Origin of the sequence: Marinobacter sp. ELB17 (genome assembly GCF_000169375.1) — a bacterium.
In the GTDB taxonomy this organism is placed as follows: domain Bacteria; phylum Pseudomonadota; class Gammaproteobacteria; order Pseudomonadales; family Oleiphilaceae; genus Marinobacter.
Map to the genome: position 1 here is coordinate 20925 of NZ_AAXY01000027.1, position 16888 is coordinate 37812.

Annotated in this window: 18 protein-coding genes; 9 read left to right on the forward strand and 9 right to left on the reverse strand. The window is 53.6% G+C overall.

The genetic code is table 11. The annotated features are described in order from the left end of the window. The first annotated feature begins 238 nt into the window (after nucleotides 1-238). From MELB17_RS23365 to MELB17_RS19180, 3 genes are all read left to right on the forward strand, one after another. A complete protein-coding gene (locus MELB17_RS23365) occupies nucleotides 239-1081 on the forward strand; it encodes an iron-sulfur cluster assembly protein (protein WP_007351996.1) in 843 nt (280 codons plus the stop codon). 145 nt (nucleotides 1082-1226) lie between these two features. Further along, nucleotides 1227-1802 (forward strand): isopentenyl-diphosphate Delta-isomerase, encoded by a 576-nt coding sequence (gene idi / locus MELB17_RS19175; protein WP_007351997.1) that lies wholly within the window; start codon nucleotides 1227-1229, stop codon nucleotides 1800-1802. Then, nucleotides 1795-2070 carry a hypothetical protein gene (locus tag MELB17_RS19180; RefSeq protein ID WP_007351998.1) on the forward strand — a complete coding sequence of 92 codons (276 nt, stop codon included), beginning with the start codon at nucleotides 1795-1797 and terminating at the stop codon, nucleotides 2068-2070. Before idi ends, MELB17_RS19180 begins: the two co-directional genes overlap by 8 nt. A 152-nt stretch (nucleotides 2071-2222) precedes the next feature. Here the strand turns inward: MELB17_RS19180 and erpA are convergent, their stop codons facing one another. The 8 genes from erpA to MELB17_RS19220 form a co-directional block, all read right to left on the reverse strand. Further along, nucleotides 2223-2576 carry an iron-sulfur cluster insertion protein ErpA gene (erpA, locus tag MELB17_RS19185; protein WP_007352000.1) on the reverse strand — a complete coding sequence of 118 codons (354 nt, stop codon included), beginning with the start codon at nucleotides 2574-2576 and terminating at the stop codon, nucleotides 2223-2225. Between the two features lie 112 nt (nucleotides 2577-2688). After that, on the reverse strand, nucleotides 2689-3039 hold the full coding sequence (locus tag MELB17_RS19190) for a tetratricopeptide repeat protein (RefSeq protein WP_007352001.1): 351 nt from the start codon (nucleotides 3037-3039) through the stop codon (nucleotides 2689-2691). 87 nt (nucleotides 3040-3126) lie between these two features. Beyond that, complete coding sequence (locus tag MELB17_RS19195) at nucleotides 3127-4875, reverse strand: protein adenylyltransferase SelO (protein ID WP_007352002.1); 1749 nt, start codon at nucleotides 4873-4875, stop codon at nucleotides 3127-3129. After that, entirely contained in the window at nucleotides 4872-5507 is a 636-nt protein-coding gene (locus MELB17_RS19200; RefSeq protein WP_007352003.1) for a NifU family protein, read from the reverse strand. The genes MELB17_RS19195 and MELB17_RS19200 overlap by 4 nt, the downstream gene beginning before the upstream one ends. Then, complete coding sequence (locus tag MELB17_RS26380; protein ID WP_007352004.1) at nucleotides 5500-6747, reverse strand: P-loop NTPase; 1248 nt, start codon at nucleotides 6745-6747, stop codon at nucleotides 5500-5502. The genes MELB17_RS19200 and MELB17_RS26380 overlap by 8 nt, the downstream gene beginning before the upstream one ends. Before the next feature lie 132 nt (nucleotides 6748-6879). Beyond that, nucleotides 6880-7203 carry a rhodanese-like domain-containing protein gene (locus tag MELB17_RS19210; RefSeq protein ID WP_036185626.1) on the reverse strand — a complete coding sequence of 108 codons (324 nt, stop codon included), beginning with the start codon at nucleotides 7201-7203 and terminating at the stop codon, nucleotides 6880-6882. Nucleotides 7204-7238: 35 nt separating this feature from the next. Then, complete coding sequence (grxD, locus tag MELB17_RS19215; RefSeq protein WP_007352006.1) at nucleotides 7239-7556, reverse strand: Grx4 family monothiol glutaredoxin; 318 nt, start codon at nucleotides 7554-7556, stop codon at nucleotides 7239-7241. Between the two features lie 17 nt (nucleotides 7557-7573). Beyond that, nucleotides 7574-7822, reverse strand: coding sequence for a BolA family protein (locus tag MELB17_RS19220; protein ID WP_036185598.1), 249 nt, complete (start codon nucleotides 7820-7822; stop codon nucleotides 7574-7576). Between the two features lie 216 nt (nucleotides 7823-8038). Between MELB17_RS19220 and MELB17_RS26560 the strand changes: the two genes are divergently transcribed. The 5 genes from MELB17_RS26560 (at nucleotide 8039) to MELB17_RS19245 (ending at nucleotide 13083) form a co-directional block, all read left to right on the forward strand. After that, nucleotides 8039-8374: a MarR family winged helix-turn-helix transcriptional regulator gene (locus tag MELB17_RS26560; RefSeq protein WP_007352008.1), complete on the forward strand. Its 336-nt coding sequence runs from the start codon at nucleotides 8039-8041 to the stop codon at nucleotides 8372-8374. 495 nt (nucleotides 8375-8869) lie between these two features. Next, nucleotides 8870-9892: an amino acid ABC transporter substrate-binding protein gene (locus MELB17_RS19230; RefSeq protein WP_007352010.1), complete on the forward strand. Its 1023-nt coding sequence runs from the start codon at nucleotides 8870-8872 to the stop codon at nucleotides 9890-9892. Nucleotides 9893-9985: 93 nt separating this feature from the next. Continuing rightward, nucleotides 9986-11176 (forward strand): amino acid ABC transporter permease, encoded by a 1191-nt coding sequence (locus MELB17_RS19235; protein ID WP_007352011.1) that lies wholly within the window; start codon nucleotides 9986-9988, stop codon nucleotides 11174-11176. Continuing rightward, entirely contained in the window at nucleotides 11176-12261 is a 1086-nt protein-coding gene (locus tag MELB17_RS19240) for an amino acid ABC transporter permease (RefSeq protein ID WP_007352012.1), read from the forward strand. The genes MELB17_RS19235 and MELB17_RS19240 overlap by 1 nt, the downstream gene beginning before the upstream one ends. Before the next feature lie 111 nt (nucleotides 12262-12372). Beyond that, a complete protein-coding gene (locus MELB17_RS19245; RefSeq protein ID WP_319795891.1) occupies nucleotides 12373-13083 on the forward strand; it encodes an amino acid ABC transporter ATP-binding protein in 711 nt (236 codons plus the stop codon). 68 nt (nucleotides 13084-13151) lie between these two features. Here the strand turns inward: MELB17_RS19245 and MELB17_RS19250 are convergent, their stop codons facing one another. Further along, complete coding sequence (locus MELB17_RS19250; RefSeq protein WP_007352014.1) at nucleotides 13152-15122, reverse strand: hypothetical protein; 1971 nt, start codon at nucleotides 15120-15122, stop codon at nucleotides 13152-13154. A gap of 304 nt (nucleotides 15123-15426) precedes the next feature. Here MELB17_RS19250 and MELB17_RS19255 point away from each other — a divergent pair, with 304 nt between their 5' ends. Next, nucleotides 15427-16734 carry an ATP-grasp domain-containing protein gene (locus MELB17_RS19255; protein ID WP_007352015.1) on the forward strand — a complete coding sequence of 436 codons (1308 nt, stop codon included), beginning with the start codon at nucleotides 15427-15429 and terminating at the stop codon, nucleotides 16732-16734. Nucleotides 16735-16888 lie beyond the last annotated feature (154 nt).

Consider the following 16888-nt stretch of genomic DNA (forward strand, 5'->3'; position numbering starts at 1 on the left):
GCGAGGTAGACGCTCGACGGGTGCTGACAGTGTGTCAAGAGCTTCCCTCATTTCCACAGTGCCTGAGGACGTAACGATGACTTGCAACAAGCCCGAGCATATTAAAGACGAGATCTGGGATTAACACTCGAGCTGGCTGGATCTTGTAAGCAAAGAGTGTAAAACCAACCGGCTCAAGCGCCGGCGTGAAAACGCAGAACACGAGGGGTATAGCTCGTGAACATTAGGGGTATAGCTCGTGAACATTAATGCTGAAGTAACACCAGAAGCCCATGATTTCCTGATGTCCTTGCTTGCAAAGCAGGAAGTGCCTGGAATGACGGTGCGTGTTTATATGGAGAAGGGTGGCACTCAGAATGCCCAGACCTGCCTGGCCTTCTGCCCGCCCGGCGAAGAGTCAACCAAAGATATCAGAAAAGAGTTTGGTGACCTGATCCTCTATTTCGAAGCGGCGAGCGTGCCCTATCTCCAGGACATGCAGATCGGCCTTGATGAAGAGGATGGTCTTCAGACCCCAACGATCAAGGCACCGAACTCGAAAAAACCGGAAAAGCCGCCCAAAACATTCGTTTTGTCAGAAGACTGCAGTGCCCTAAAGGTACCCTCCGGTGAGTCTGTCACGCTTACGCAGGGAGCGTCTGTCTCGATAACCCAGGCGCTCGGCGGCAGCTACACCGTTAACCACCAGGGCAATCTGTATCGACTGTCACCAGAAGTTACCCAGAAGCTGGGCTTTCAGTCAGACGCCATCGTGTTCGAGCCCCCTGAGGATGGGCAAATCAGTGATCAGCAATGCTGGGATGCGATGCGACTGGTCTATGACCCGGAAATTCCGGTGAATGTTGTCGGTCTGGGTCTCATCTATAAACTGGATATTGACCAGGACAAGCATTTTGTGTTTGTTGAAATGACCCTGACGTCGGCGGGCTGTGGAATGGGCACCATTATTGCCGGCGACGTGAAAGACAAGTTATTGCAGGTTCCGAATGTCAAAGACGGCAAGGTGGATGTTGTGTTTGATCCGCCCTGGAGCTACGACAACCTGGAGGAGGAAGCGCGGCTGGAGTTAGGGCTGATCTGAGCCAGCATCGGTGGCGGTGGTTCCATCATTGCCCTGTGTCCGCCGGCACCCGGCGCTGCCGATCGCATAGAATCGGGTATCCGTGAAGCTGGCTATCAGACGATTCAGATTACAATAGGCGGTAAGCCGAAAAATAGGCGAGGATATGCGGGAAAAAGTATCGTTCGATGACGAGCCCCTGATACTCGTTGATGAAGATGACAACGAGGTTGGCTATCGCTCAAAGAGCGACTGCCACGAGGGCCATGGAACGCTGCACCGGGCGTTCTCAATTTTCCTGTTCGACAAACAGGGCCGGGTGCTGCTGCAGCAGCGTGCGGCGGGCAAACCGCTCTGGCCGCTTTACTGGTCCAACAGTTGCTGTTCGCATCCCCGACGCGGTGAGGCGATGGACCAGGCGCTTCACCGCCGTCTGCGGGAAGAACTGGGGCTGGAAGCGTCGCTGAAATTCGTTTACAAGTTCATCTACCAAGCCGATTTCGGTGATCGCGGTGCTGAGCACGAATTGTGCTACGTATATATCGGCTCATCGGGCGGCGAAGCCCGGGTGCACCCGGCCGAAATTACCGACTGGCGCTGGGTGCCCATCGAAGAAGTGACTCGCGAGCTCGAAGACGCGCCATCCGAGTACACACCCTGGTTCAAGATGGAATGGAAGGCACTAATGGACCAGGGGCGCAACCATATCGACGCACTGCGCGAACGTGGAGCGGATGCTTAGCGGCGAGGGCCGCAATCCGGGAGAGACCACGTCCATTCCAATGATCCAGCAATACCGGATCGCAAAGTACCTGATACAGAGGAAGCTTTCTGGAGAAAAGCGTTTTCCGCTGGTATTGATGCTGGAACCTCTTTTCCAGTGCAATCTCGCGTGCGCCGGTTGCGGCAAGATCGATTATCCGAAGGAAACCCTGCAAAAGCGCCTTTCCGTCGAGGAAGCGCTTCGGGCAGTCGACGAGTGCGGGGCCGCCGATGGTTTGAGTAAATGAGTGGCACGGCCTTTGGCCGTCTGCAGAATGGCCAAAACGATGGCGCCAGAAAGAGATGCCGCATGCTGCAGCTGATTGTAGATTGACCACCACATGACAGTATAAAGTACGATCAGAGGTGGTGCTGGAAATCACTGGTTTTCGTATCGACACTAGATAGTGAACGAACTGCCGCAACCACAGGTTGAGCTGGCGTTCGGGTTCTGCACTACAAACTGGGCTCCTTGTAGCCCCTCCTGATAATCGACCATTGCGCCCACAAGATACTGATAGCTCATCGGGTCGACCAGCATACTCATGCCGTCTTTTTGAATCACCGCGTCTTCATCATCTTGCACCTTATCGAACGAGAAGCCGTACTGAAATCCAGAACAGCCGCCCCCGGTTACGAACACCCGCAGCTTCAGGTTCTCGTTACCTTCTTCTTCGACCAGTTCACGTACTTTGGACACCGCACTGTCACTGAGAAACAGCGGGGTTATCGTATGTTCCTGAACTATGCTCAAAATTGCCTCCGGGTACTTTGATATTTGACTGTTGAATTTCTGACTAAAACAATCAACGGTTCTCTAGCCAGTCGTCATAGGGCCTTGTTGGGTGAATTGACTGCTTTTCACATCACGTGTTTGGCTGTGCTAAGCGTTGCAAATGTTTTTTAGCGATGGGGTCGCCTTGCTGTGCTGCAAGACGATACCAATGAGCCGCCAGGGTCATGTCCAGCGCGATACCTGAGCCATTTTCGTAAAGCTCGCCCAGACTGCGGTGTGCCAAGGCAAAATTTTGTTGTGCGGCGAGCTGCATCCAATAAAAAGCGATGGTCTCATCTTTAGGCACTCCACGGCCGCGCAAGTATCGCATCGCCAATAAACGTTGCGCACGGGCGGAACCCTGCCCAGCATCGGTTTGTAAGGGCACCACCGATTCTTCCCATGTCAAAAACGCTTTTTTTTCGTTAAGTTGATCAGCCATCCCCATGGCTCCTATCGATCTTTTCGTCACGCCTCATAACGTCTATGCTCAGGTGGTTTTCGATCAACTTTTCCGTTACTTTTTTGGTCACGATGAGCAGCTATAATACGACGAGCCGCCAACTTCGAAGAGCTCCAGCGGCTTCAGCCGATAGTATTTTTCCTCTACGTCTTTCGATTGCTCGGCGTATGGCTGCGTCATGACTTCCTGCAGATCTCGCACTAGAGAGTAGTTACCGGCAGCTGCTTGCTGATACGCAGGCACAACGAACCACTCCCGCAAACTGTATTTCGGGTTGACGAGTTTCATCTGTTGAGAGAGCTCCTCACGAGCGCGCGGCGCAGTTGCAGTTGCGTCGGTTGTGCTGACAATGCCGGCAAGCGTTTTCCATTTTTTGAGCCACTCCGCCCAACGCTTGTCCATGCCTTCGAGGTCTGTTTCAAAAGCTGAGCCCTTGTAAAAGCTTTTTTTGAGTAGGCCAATGTCGTCGGGCACCGTCGAGAGCTGGCGAAAGAAAATGGTGTAATCAACAGGCGTTTGCACCATCAGCGTGGCGAGCTCACTGAACAAGGCCTCGTGAAAGGTGGCAAGTCCAAGTTTGGCAGCCCACATCTTCTTCATTTGCGTTTGCATCGCTTTCGAGAAATCACTTTGAATCTGGTCGAGCTCAAGCAGACAGTCCTGATGCGCCGTCAGCAACGGGCGCAACGCCGAACAAAACATGTGGAAGTTGCGTTCGGCTGCTTCTGGCTGATTCAGGAACGAGAAGTGATGTCCGCCACCCGTCCATGGCTGGTACTGCGGATTAAATACATCGCAGAATCCGAATGGACCGTAGTCGAGTGTGAAGCCGCCGGCCGCACAGTTGTCACTGTTGAAGTTTCCCTGGCAGTAGCCGACGCGAATCCAGTTCGCCACAAGCGATGTGAGTCGGCCGCGGAACTCCCGCGCAAGCGATACCACTTTTTCGGTGGTTGCCAGGTTCTGATCGATAACGTCACCGTATTCACGGTCGATCAGGTGCAACACAATCTTCTCAAGCTCTTCCATCGCTTGCGGGTGCTCTTTCTTGCGTGCACGGCGACCGAAGAGCTCCAGTTGACCAACCCGAATAAACGAAGGTGCGACCCGCGTCGAGATGGCGACTGCCTCCGATACAAGCGTGTCTGGATCCTTCGAGCGTGAGCCCTCCGAATACCACGGCCGCTTGACCTTCTCCGTTTTTGACACGTACAAACTCAGCGACCGTGACGTTGGCACCCCAAGCGCGTGCATGTGCTCTTGCGCCAGAAATTCCCGGACACTCGATCGCAGGACGGCCCGACCGTCCGCACCGCGGCAGTATGGCGTCCGGCCGCCACCTTTTAACTGCATCTCCCAGCGGTGACCGTTAATGACGGCCTCAAGCACTGAAATTGCGCGACCGTCGCCGTATCCGTTGCCGGTTTGGAAGGGGCACTGTTGATTGTATTCGGTGCCGAAGATGGAAAGTGCATAGCCACACGCCCAACCGACCTGGCGCATCGGCTCCGGAACGAACGCGATGTTGCCGGAAAACACGCGGATGAAGTCGGCCGACTGTGCCATTCTGTCGGCGAAGCCCAGTTCGCGAAACAGGTTTTTGCTGTGCGCGACGTACTCCGGGTTTTCGATTGGCGTGGGATTGACGGGAACATAGTGGCCCGTGAAGACTTGTCGTGGGGCGTGGTCGCGTCCATTTACTTTCGCGTCAGGGTCGCAGTTGAGGGAATCCATGAGCGAATAGTTTGCCAACGTTGCAAGATCGTCGAGGGTCGAAACAATAGGGGCGGTTTTCTGGGGCGGTCGCTTTATCACAAGGGCTCCTTATGGCGCGGGTAGAAAGGTTGCGTTCCCGCTGCGTGGTCGGTCACATCAATAATCTCCTCAATTTCTGGGGCGACTCTTTTGAGCATGACTTCGAATCCCTGCCTCAGCGTTACCTGAGAAGAAGCGCATCCCTGGCAGCCTCCGCTCATGGTGATAGAAAGCTTCCCTTGCCGGACCCCCACAATAGAAATCTTCCCGCCGTGGTTAGCGATTGAACGATTGACCTCTTTGTCCAGGAGTTCCTGAACCGCCGTAGTGAGCTCTGCATCGGTTTTTCCTTGCCTGCGGTTATGAGCAGGCATCTCCAGGATCGCCGGCACGCCACTACGCAACTGCGTACGGATGGCCATTCCGATACCTGCTTTCAGCCCTGACCACGAGGCGGCCGGCTCTTTGCAGACGGTCACCACGCTATCGGCAATGAGCAAGTTAGCCACGCCAGGGAGTGCGAAAAGTTGCTCTCCGAGCGGCGAACCAACGGCTCGTTCTTTGTTGCCAAAAAAGAACGGGCCGCCAGGATGCAAGGTACGGCTGACGATGAACTTACACGTGTCGGGGTCGGCGAGCGAAGACTCGGCGCGAATACTGACCGGCTGATCCGCAAGCAGGAAATCAGACATTTTCAACATCGCCCGCTACAGCGCTCGCACCCAAGGCACGTAGGTCGTTAAACGAATATATCCCGCTGTTGTGGCCGTCGTTCCAATCGAATTTGATTGCGTAGTTACCTATACTCGTGATCTGTTGCGGAGCGACATCATGGCGTATTGTTTTTGGATCAAGTAGCTTGCGTCCGCTCATCTCCTCGACACAAAGGGCGCAATGACATGCCAGGCGCAGATCGCGGACGTCAAAGTCGTCGCGATGACCATCCTCCCAGAGAATGGATAAAGTGCGCGGATCGCGACGCAATAAACCGATCGGGGTGTTCTGCGATCCAGCAGGCCGCACCGCACCTTCCGTCCAGTCAGGTGCCCCCTCGTTGCTGTCCCACGTCCAGACGAAGGGTTTTAACACTGTAACCGACGCGTGAAGCTGCTCCACAAGCGCCGTTGCGATGGAGGCATACACCTTGGCGCTGACCGATGTTGGCTGTCCCGCCACGATCGGCCGACCTTCATCACCGCTGGTAACGACATCGGCATCGAGAGGTAACGCACCCAGAAACGGGACGCCAAGTTCCTCGCTCATCTGCTCACCGCCGCCGTGACGAAAGATATCCGTGTTCTCGCCGCAGTGAGGACAGGTGAAGGTGCGCATGTTCTCAACCAGCCCGAGAATTTTAACCTGCACTTTCTCGAACATCCGCAAACCTCGGCGCGCGATCTTGAGGCTCACGGTCTGTGGCGTCGTTACGATCACCACACCCGACAGCGGCATACTCTGCGCAAGCGTCAATTGGACGTCGCCTGTGCCGGGTGGCAGGTCAAGAATCAGGTAGTCCAGCGATCCCCATTGCACGCCGTCGACGAACATTTTTAAGTATTTTCCCACCATTGGTCCGCGTAAGACAGCCGGCTCGTCATCTCCGGTGAGCATGCCCATCGACACCACCTTCAGGCCGTGCTGTTCCGCCGGGATCATCTTTCCCTCCGGGGTCGTCGCTGGCCGCTCACCGGTTGGGATGCCGAGCATGCCGGGGATACTGGGGCCAAGAATGTCGGCGTCTACGATTCCGACGCGCGCCCCTAGCCGCTGCAGTGCCAGGGCTAAATTCACACTCACCGTGGATTTTCCAACGCCACCCTTGCCACTTCCGACGGCGATGATATGACGTATCCCCGGCAGCTTATCGGCGCTAACGGCCGACCGGGATGACGCGTCAGGCGCGTGAGGTTGATTACGGTCAGTGCTCTGCATGTTTAAGTTCCTTGTATTTTCAATTAACGGGGGAGAAAGTGGCTTTGATCTCTGCCGCCAAAATAACAACCAATCCCAATTCATACGCTTATTGCCTACCATCATTTTTGCGAAAGTCGATAAACCTGAATCTCAATAGGTCGGCATCGTGCCGTCGACTTGCAGAGCCCAGGCATGAACGCCACCTGTAAGGTTGCTAACGTGGTTAATACCATGCTTTTTTAAAAACAACCCGACTTGCATACTACGCACGCCGTGGTGGCAGATGCAGACAATCGAATGCTCCGCGTCCAGTTCGGAGAACTTGTCAAGGATGGTATTCATAGGCATCGTCAACGCACCGCTAATATGACAGATCTGAAATTCCCACGGCTCACGTATGTCGAGTAATACGGGGTTCGGGCGCGCCGCATTCTCGATCCATGCGGCCAGTTCTGGTGCAGTCAAGCTTTGCATCGTTGGGAGCCCGCCCCTCACCGGTTTCAATGTCATCAAGCCAGCGCTGATTGGAGCAATTTCTGCAGTTCACCTTGCTCATACATTTCACGCACAATATCGGCACCACCGACAAACTCGCCCTTGATGTAGAGCTGAGGAATGGTCGGCCAGTTGCTGTACACCTTGATGCCATCGCGGATTTCCGGATCGGCTAGCACATCGACAGCAGCAAAATCCTGCACGCCGCAGGCATTTAATACCTGCACAGTCGTAGCAGAAAAACCACACAGCGGAGACTGGGGCTTGCCTTTCATGTAAAGCACAATGGTATCAGCTGTGACCTGACTGAGAATTTTTTCCTGTACGTTCATTTCTGATTTCTCCGACGTTATTTGGTGGCTGGTCGCGCCCAGGTTTGGGGCGTAAAAGTGCGCATGGCCAGCGCGTGAATCTCCGAGCGCATCCGATCTCCGAGTGCCAGATAAACCAGTTGATGCTGCTGTATCTTATTTTTCCCGGCAAATTGCTGGCTCACGATGACCGCTTCGAAGTGCTGGCCGTCATCGCCCTGCACTTCCACATGATCGCAGGTCAGGCCATTCATGATGTAGTCTCTTAGATCATTCGCTGTCAGCATTTTGTCCTCCCAAGGGTTACAAAGGCCTCATGACCTTCACCAATACGGCAGGATTATAGTATCGTTCCGAAACTATAATATTGTCAAGATAGTTTAAAAACGCTACTTTCAAAAAATAACGAAAGGGGTTGAATATGGACAGTCGTGCGATCGCAGATTTGGTCTATTACTTGAGGCGTATCGCGAACGCCGTTCGCCTTTGACACTTTCTATGGCATGACCCGAGGTACGGCTTCACAGACAATAAAAAACATCGAAACTCTAGGCTATCTGACACGCATACGCCCAGAAGATGACAGGCACCGTGTCCAGTTCGTTCTGACTGAAAAAACCAGGAACGTTCTTGCGAACGATCCCCTGGGAACCTGCGGCCGCAAGAATAAACTGTATTTTTCTTTCAGGGAGCGGGGCAAAGTGATCCGGATTGGTTTTCTATTGAATTACACCGACGATCTGGAATTGCGTCAGACAATGACGGAAGACATCCCGCCGGGAACGTATTCGCTTGCCGTCATTGGTGCAGGGAGTGGCGCCAGAAGTCATCAGGCGTGAGGGTAAGCACACCGATGATGCGGCCGTTCGACAGTTTTGAGAACAAGAATAAATTCTTTTCTGACCCAGATTATATTCGCGAGATTCAGCGCTGATGAGCGCCGCTTTGCCGACACAGAAAATACATGCTTTTTTGTTACTGAAGAATGCGGCATTATCATCTGAGCTGAACGTCACTGCGTGTTTTTTTAAAAATGAAATACGTACAAACGCGATGCAAAGTCGACAAATATTAGGAGAGATTCCCGGATACCGATGAAGTTCTCGTGAAAGGCACAACCTGCCTCTGAAGTTGCGGTTCGCGGACAGTGCACCACAGTCCGGCCTGAACGCACTAATAAGCGGCGTTTTTTAGGCAATAGGCACCAAGATGAACGATATTTTTCAGGGATGAAGTTTTATTACTATAACAATCATAAAGTTACACGGACTGGCTTGCGCTTTGCTTTACCACAGTGGGTGTGTAACTAACTGAAACTTCGGAGACTTACGACAATGAAAAAACAACTCTTACTGGTCGCCATTGCGACAACCCTCGGTGGCACCCTGATGGCAGGAAGTGTGCAGGCCGCAACCCTGGACGACGTTAAATCAAGGGGGCACGTGCAGTGTGGTGTTACCTCCGGTTTGCCGGGTTTCTCCCAGCCAGATGAAAACGGCAACTGGACAGGTATCGATGTGGATACCTGTCGCGCCGTAGCGGCCGCAGTCTTTGGCAGTGCCGACAAAGTCCAGTTCACGCCGCTGACGGCGAAAGAACGCTTTACCGCGTTGCAGTCTGGTGAAATCGATATTCTTTCACGTAACACCACATGGACCCTTACCCGCGATGCCTCCCTGGGCCTCAATTTTGCCGGCACCAACTACTATGACGGCCAAGGTTTTCTGGTCAGCAAATCGTTAGGCGTAGACAATGCCGAGCAACTGGACGGTGCCACGATCTGTATTCAGGCGGGCACTACAACGGAACTGAATCTGGCGGACTATTTCCGCACCAAGGGTATGAAGTTCAACCCTCTGGTATTCGATACCTCCGAACAGACTGTCAGCGGCTTTGCAGCCGGCCGCTGTGATGTTCTGACCTCAGACCGCTCACAGCTGGCCGCCCTGCGCAGTAAACTGGAAGACCCCAGCAGCGCTGTCATCCTGCCGAACATTATTTCCAAGGAACCTCTTGGCCCTGTCGTTCGCCAGGGAGATGACCAATGGTTCAATATCGTGAAATGGACGCTGTTTGTGCAGATCAACGCGGAAGAACTGGGCGTCACCCAGGCCAACGTTTCAGATATGAAGTCGTCCACAAACCCTGAAATCCAGCGTTTACTCGGCACCACCGGCGACATGGGCGAGAAGCTCGGCGTTCCAGCTGACTTTGGCTTCCGAATCATCCAGACCGTCGGTAACTACGGTGAGATGTATGAGCGTAACGTTGGACCAGACACCCCGCTTGGGCTCGACCGCGGTCTAAACGCTTTGTGGAATAATGGCGGTATTATGTACGCGCCACCGGTTCGTTAATACCCGATAGCCATGACATTCCGGTTGCTGCGTGGCCGGAATGTTTGACGTTCAGTTGCCCCTGGAATCCAGGGGCATTTTTCGGGTTAATCTATGAACGAATCCAATATGACTCCTTCAAACGGCTCGCGGCCAAAGCCCTGGAACAACCCCAAGGTACGGATGTTTGTATTTCAGACCCTCGCGCTGGCAACTGTTTTCTGGTTTGGCTGGACACTGTTCCATAACACCCTGAGCAATATGGAAAGCCGCGGTATTAGCACAGGTTTCGGCTTCCTGGACGAGACTTCGGGCTTTGGCATCATCATGAGCCTGATTCCCTACGACTCCACCATGACCTATGGCCGCACTTTTTTTGTGGGTCTGCTTAATACTTTGCTTGTGTCAGCCATGGGTGTTGTAGCGGCTACGATTATCGGTTTTGTTGTTGGTGTAGCACGACTTTCCAGCAACTGGCTAATTGCCAAGTTGGCGCTGGTTTATATTGAAACCATTCGTAATATTCCGCTCCTACTGCAAATTTTCTTCTGGTACTTTGCGGTGCTGCAAACTCTTCCCAGCCCGCGTCAAAGCCTTGATGTGGCTGACATGTTTTTTCTCAGCAATCGTGGCCTTTACTTCCCGACTGCGAGTGCGGAGCCCGGATTTGGCTGGGTAATGGCAGCGTTGATTGTGGGTGTCGCAGCGGCGGTTTTTGTACACCGCTGGGCTAAGAAACGCCAATTCCGCACTGGCCAGTTGTTTCCGGCCTTACGGGTCGGGGCGGTGCTGATTCTGGCTTTGCCGCTTCTGATGTTCGTGCTGGTCGGCAGGCCCCTGGTCTGGGAAATGCCGTCACTGACCGGTTTTAACTTTACCGGTGGGGCTTCAATACTGCCGGAGCTTGCCGCACTCTGGATTGCTCTGTCGCTCTACACCGCCAGTTTTATCGCGGAAATCGTCCGCTCCGGCATTCTGGCGGTAAACCGCGGCCAAACGGAAGCTGCTAGTGCGCTTGGTCTTAGGTCCAGTTTCACCCTGCGACTGGTCGTCATTCCACAGGCCATGCGGGTCATCATTCCGCCTTTGACCAGCCAATATCTAAACCTGGTTAAAAACTCGTCGCTGGCAACCGCGATCGCCTATCCAGACCTGGTATCGGTGTTTATGGGTACTACCCTGAACCAGACAGGACAAGCGGTTGAGGTGGTGGCCATCACCATGGCTGTTTATCTCACTATCAGCCTGATCATTTCGGGTCTCATGAACATTTATAACCGCGCCGTAGCGCTGCAGGAGCGATGATGAGTCTTCCATCGGAATTGCCGCCCCGTCAGGACATCGGTGTTATTGGCTGGGTGCGTAAAAACCTGTTCTCAACCTGGTACAACATTGTGCTGACGCTGGTAGCCGCCTATCTGGTGATTACGAGCGCGGGGCCGCTGCTGAACTGGGTGATTCTTGAAGCGACGTTCACCGGCGAAAGTGCGTCTGACTGCAGTGGTGAAGGCGCTTGCTGGCTGTTTATCGGTCAACGGTTGAACTTCTTTATCTACGGATTTTATCCCGACGCCTTGCAATGGCGCGTTGACATCATGTTCGGCCTGCTCGCGGTGGCCTTCGTGCCTCAGTTCATCGAGCGCTTCCCGCGCCGCAAGTGGTTCGGTATCTTCGGGCTGACCGGCCTGCCGCTGATCGGATACATCCTGATCCCCGGTGGCTGGTTTGGACTGGAAGAAGTTCAAAGCAGTAGATGGGGCGGCCTGATGCTGACGTTGATTCTCGCTTACGTAGGGATCCTCGCCGCATTGCCAATAGGTACCATACTGGCACTGGGGCGTCGCTCCGATATGCCGATTATTCGCGGCATGTGCGTCGTTTTCATTGAAGTCTGGCGAGCCGTGCCGTTGATTACAGTGCTGTTCATGGCGTCCGTGATGCTACCCCTATTCCTGCCGGACGGGGTCAACTTTGAAAAGCTGATGCGGGCGTTGATCGGTATCACTCTCTGGCAATCGGCCTATATGGCAGAGGTAGTACGAGGCGGCCTGCAAGCAATCCCGAAAGGCCAGTATGAGGCTGCCAGCGCTCTGGGACTGGGCTATTGGCGCAAGACCGGGCTGGTGGTATTGCCGCAGGCACTCACACTGGTGATCCCCGGTATCGTTAACACCTTCATTTCCCTGTTCAAAGACACCACACTGGTCCTCATTATTGGCCTGTTCGATATTCTGGGAGCGGTGCAGTCGACCATCACTGACCCGGCCTGGCGCAACGTCACTACGGAAGGTTATGTCTTTGTGGCCTTCTGTTTCTGGATTTTCTGTTTCGGCATGTCCCGTTACAGCCAGAACCTTGAACGAAAACTCGACACTGGCCATAAATCTTGACGGGACACCAACATGACTGAGCACAACACTGCACAAAATCCGGAGAGTGCGCGCACCGCTCCGGTTGAATTGACCAAGCGCACTGACGAGACCATTATCAAGGTCGCCGACATGCATAAATGGTACGGCACCTTTCACGTACTCAAGGGTCTGAACCTTGATGTGAAGGAAGGTGAGCGGATCGTTATTTGTGGACCTTCTGGTTCAGGAAAATCGACATTTATCCGGTGTATAAACCGGCTGGAAGAACACCAGCGCGGTCAGATCATTGTGGACGGTGTCGAGATTACTGACGATGTGAAGCAGATCGACACCGTGCGCAAGGAAGTCGGCATGGTGTTCCAGCACTTCAACCTGTTTCCGCACCTGACCGTGCTAGAGAACTGCTGTTTAGCGCCGCTGTGGGTGCGCAAGGTACCCAAGCGGGAAGCTCTCGCCACCGCTATGGAATATCTAGATCGAGTGAAGATTCCGGAGCAGGCGGACAAATACCCAGGTCAACTTTCCGGTGGCCAACAACAGCGCGTTGCCATTGCCCGGGCGCTGTGCATGAAGCCAAAAATTATGCTGTTTGACGAACCCACCTCGGCGCTGGACCCGGAAATGATCAAAGAAGTACTGGATGTGATGATTGAACTGGCAGGCAGTGGCATGACCATGATTTGTGTCACCCACGAGATGGGTTTTGCTAAAACCGTAGCGGACCGGGTGATCTTCATGGACCAAGGCGAGATTGTTGAGGTGGCGCCGCCGGAGGAGTTCTTCTCGAACCCCAAAGAAGCACGGACCCAGCAATTTCTGAATCAGATTTTACAGCACTGATTCGCAGGCTACTGATGACAACAGACGCCGTTGCTAGAGCTTCTCCCTAAAGGGAAGTTGCCCGCGTTTTACTCATAACCGGCAGCCCAACTGGTGCGGCCGAGTTCTGTTGCGCGTGCGACGTCTGTTTCAGGTACAACGGATAGGTCTCCCAGTTCCCTCGAGTCGTAATGAAATACGCACAAACGTGACGCAAATTCGGCGAATGGCAGCGATGCTTCGCCATGCCGCTCTCCATTGCTTTGAGTCGAGCAGTTAATCCCCTGCCCCCAATCCTGGCCGCTGTCGTTATTGGGGTTATAAAAGTAGATGCGCATCTCGCTAAGGCGATCAAGGCTGACGCGGATGATGGTTATGGCGTGGCGCCCCACAAGGCGCCCGCCACTGTCGGTGACTGCAATACCGGCCGGTTGCGGATGTATAACAGGTATGCTGCCGTTGTAATAAGGGTGATAACAGGCGTAGAAATGACGTATAAAGTACGGATAATCATGAATTTTCCCTGTCTCATAGCTAATAACGCTAAGGAAATCCTGCCCTACCCACCAACCGTACATTTCCGGGTTAATCCAGCGATGCAAATCATCGTCGCGCTCGCCGCACAAGCGGCCCATCTCCGCATAAATGCGATCAAGATGTGGCACCAGAATCAGTGAAACCGGGTCCACATCGGTGGGCGACTCTTTGGCAAGACCTGGTTCCAGGTGCTGTGAGGTAATTCGCTGACCTTCGAAGCGCATGATGACATCGTCATCGCGGGCAGCCCAGGCGACCAACTGCAATAGAAAATCGGCGTCGTTGAAGGCCCACATGGAAAGACCAATGACCGACTGACACGTCGGGTTATTACCTTGGCCAACACCCAGCGGTTGCCCAAGAAGGTTCAATACACCGGCGAGTAAATACACCCTTGGCGGGTGGGTGTCACCAAAAACCTCGCGCAGAGCACTAGCTGCTACCGGGCAAAGTTTCAGTTCAAGCTGCCGCCAAAGGCCGGACGCTACAGGCGGTGTGAACAGGCCACCACGTTCAAGAAACATAGCCAGGCCGTATACTGCCTGGCAGGTTTCCGGGTGTACAACCTGGTCGATCAGCTCAAAAACAATCTCTTGGTAGCATTGAAGAACATCAATGCCGGTGCTGCTCAGGCCCAACGCCAAAGGTATGATGTCATCCTGAAGCCCCCGCAGATGCCGCAAAAGCATAGGGTGGTAGGGAGAAACCATGCCCGTTTCATGCATTGCTTTGGCAAAGCCCTGCGCCTCTTCCGACAGTGCTGCCTCGTCCATAGCGGCGAGGCGTTCGCTGTAAACGGCAAAACCCGGGTCATCACGACAGCCTTTCGCTGGGCCGAACAAAGCCCGGACGAGACGCGCGGCCTTGTCCATCCCTTCGGTCTCTATGTTCGGGTCAAACAGGCATTTTGCAATCTGGCCGACCATCTGCTTGATACTGCCTGTCTGTATGGGGCGCTGGGCTAGCAACCGACGCACTTCGTCCACCAAACTGTCGAGAATGCTCTCGTAGCCAAGTCTGTTGAGCAAATATTGGTAGAGAGAGTTGACGATCTGCCCTAGCTCCTGCGGCCGCTCCCGATCGGCTTCGCTCATCTGGCCAGACAGCAAGTCCAGGTTCAACGCCGTTACTTGGGTCAGAAAGCGCCTGGCCTGCTCTGCCGAAATTCCGCGATGACGGTAATCACCCATAGCCACGGCAAGTAGGCGAAGCTCACTCAAGGCTTCGATAGACGTGTAGTCTGGCGCTCCCAGACGTAACGTGCGTACGGCAATTGCGGGCCGCAGAATAGCAGGTTGGCCCCAATCACCGTTGGTAAATATGCCCTTGGTTTCCATTGCCGGTACTCGGGCGTAAAGCGCATCCAGTCCGCCAGGAGCCTCCATAACGTGAAGTGCCGCTGCCAGTACCTCCCTGTTAGACGCCATTCGGTCAGTCTGGCGTGCAATCGCAAGCCGTTCCAGCGTCTCGTCAAAACTTGCTACTAGAGCGATGGTATCTCGGTCAAAACAGGTGACAGTCAAAATATTTTCCTTGCCTACTCAACAGGCTGCTCGGGCTCGCCCAAAGATGCTCTTATGGCGCTAAGGAAGCAATTGATTCCGGCGCTTTCGTTTCAATTTGTGACTATACCGTCTATATTAAGGCAGACGATTACAACCAGTGACCTTTTAAAGCCGCGCAGTGAGAACGTCTTCAGTCTAAGTGTCTCGCCTAATTTCAGGTTGCTCAACCTCCTTCATAAACGAAATTATTTAACGGCTCGGTTTCCATTTTGCGCTCCAAATCCAGCGCAGTTTTTAGACACGCCTTCAAGGAGCACGTCGAATGTCAATAACATCTGAGAGAGAGCTATCCCAATCGGTAACAGCCTGGCTTGACCCGGAAATGGACTCGGTTAAAGGTACCGAAACTCCCAAAGATCCGAACAAAGGCTACATTGCACTGCTTGGCTGGAGTGTGAATGCAATCAAGGCCGCGCAAAAGTTCGACCGCCGCTACATCGTAATTGCCCCGGATTGGGCTGCTGATTTTTGTACGGCAAACAAGATTCCTTTCATCGCCTGGGATTTTCTCCGCTTGAATGATCGGTCCCTGGAGATCGCAAAAAGGCTCCAGGCGGAAGGTGTTGATGTGGCAATACCGCTGTTCGAAGAAACCGTCGAATGGTCCGGTGCCATCAACTCCGTCTTGCTGAACAGCCCCCGCATGTTCGGACAGTCCATCTTGTTCCGCGACAAATCACTGATGAAGCGCCGCGCTCAACTGGGCGGCATTCGCGTCGGGATCTTTGAGGAAGCACACGATAAAGAAGACATCGTTCGCTTCATGAAGCGTGTTAACCAGACTTTGCTGAAGCTTGACGGTGACCCGGATGACCCGATTCACGTCAAAGCATTCGACAAGGCCGGTTGTCTAGGCCACAGGATGATCCGCAAGGTTGAAGAAATCGACTACATACCTGCCGAAGATTACCCCCTGCTGATGGAAAGTCACCTGGATGGTTGGGAATTTGCCGTCGAAGCCTGGATCCACGACGGAAAAGTCAAGTTTCTGAATATTTCCGAATACGTGACCTTGGGTTATTCGGTGTTTGTTCCTGCGACCGATCAACTGGAAAGCTGGCGCAACGCGATCACCAAGCAGATCGAGTTGCTGGTTAAAACCTTCGACATTCAGTTCGGTTTTATTCACCCCGAGTACTTCGTAACGGCTGACGGCGAAATGTACTTTGGCGAGGTTGCTTACCGCCCGCCCGGCTTCAAGGCCTTCGAATTGATAGAGCGAGCTTACGGATTCAGCGCTTACCAAGCCTCAATGCTGGTATTTGACCCCAAGAGCACGAAAGAGGAAGTGGATGCCTTTTTCCCGCGGGAAGTGGTTGATGCAAAATGCTACGCAGGTTGCTTCGGTGTCTACCCAAGGCGTCGTGTGGTCAGCAAGCTGGAAATGCCCAGTGCAACGGTTGATCACCCCTACTTCGAGTCTCACGAATTGGTCGCACCGACGGAAGAGACAGTTCCTGACCGGTCAGCTTTCGGAACGCATTGGGGCCTGATTTTCTTCACAGGTGATGATCCCATCAAAATGCGGGACCTGCTGAAAGCCCAGGAAGATCTGGACTTCTACGTTTAAGGGTTTGGCTTAATCTGCCTGGTTTCCCCATTGGAAAACCAGGCAGATTTTCAATTTTCAACAATTTACTCTACTAGCCTGATCATGCATTTCAATGATCACTTTCCGCTTTTAAAGACCGCGCCCTCTTAATTTAGTGATCGTTCTTGAGGAA

Bases quoted from the DNA above. Each gene is read 5' to 3' on its own strand.
- idi (WP_007351997.1), top strand. From the start codon at position 1,227: ATGCGGGAAAAAGTATCGTTCGATGACGAGCCCCTGATACTCGTTGAT.
- MELB17_RS19180 (WP_007351998.1), top strand. From the start codon at position 1,795: ATGCTTAGCGGCGAGGGCCGCAATCCGGGAGAGACCACGTCCATTCCA.
- MELB17_RS19190 (WP_007352001.1), bottom strand. From the start codon at position 3,039: ATGGCTGATCAACTTAACGAAAAAAAAGCGTTTTTGACATGGGAAGAA.
- MELB17_RS19200 (WP_007352003.1), bottom strand. From the start codon at position 5,507: ATGTCTGATTTCCTGCTTGCGGATCAGCCGGTCAGTATTCGCGCCGAG.
- MELB17_RS26380 (WP_007352004.1), bottom strand. From the start codon at position 6,747: ATGCAGAGCACTGACCGTAATCAACCTCACGCGCCTGACGCGTCATCC.
- MELB17_RS19210 (WP_036185626.1), bottom strand. From the start codon at position 7,203: ATGCAAAGCTTGACTGCACCAGAACTGGCCGCATGGATCGAGAATGCG.
- grxD (WP_007352006.1), bottom strand. From the start codon at position 7,556: ATGAACGTACAGGAAAAAATTCTCAGTCAGGTCACAGCTGATACCATT.
- MELB17_RS19220 (WP_036185598.1), bottom strand. From the start codon at position 7,822: ATGCTGACAGCGAATGATCTAAGAGACTACATCATGAATGGCCTGACC.
- MELB17_RS26560 (WP_007352008.1), top strand. From the start codon at position 8,039: ATGACCCGAGGTACGGCTTCACAGACAATAAAAAACATCGAAACTCTA.
- MELB17_RS19230 (WP_007352010.1), top strand. From the start codon at position 8,870: ATGAAAAAACAACTCTTACTGGTCGCCATTGCGACAACCCTCGGTGGC.
- MELB17_RS19235 (WP_007352011.1), top strand. From the start codon at position 9,986: ATGAACGAATCCAATATGACTCCTTCAAACGGCTCGCGGCCAAAGCCC.
- MELB17_RS19240 (WP_007352012.1), top strand. From the start codon at position 11,176: ATGAGTCTTCCATCGGAATTGCCGCCCCGTCAGGACATCGGTGTTATT.
- MELB17_RS19245 (WP_319795891.1), top strand. From the start codon at position 12,373: ATGCATAAATGGTACGGCACCTTTCACGTACTCAAGGGTCTGAACCTT.
- MELB17_RS19255 (WP_007352015.1), top strand. From the start codon at position 15,427: ATGTCAATAACATCTGAGAGAGAGCTATCCCAATCGGTAACAGCCTGG.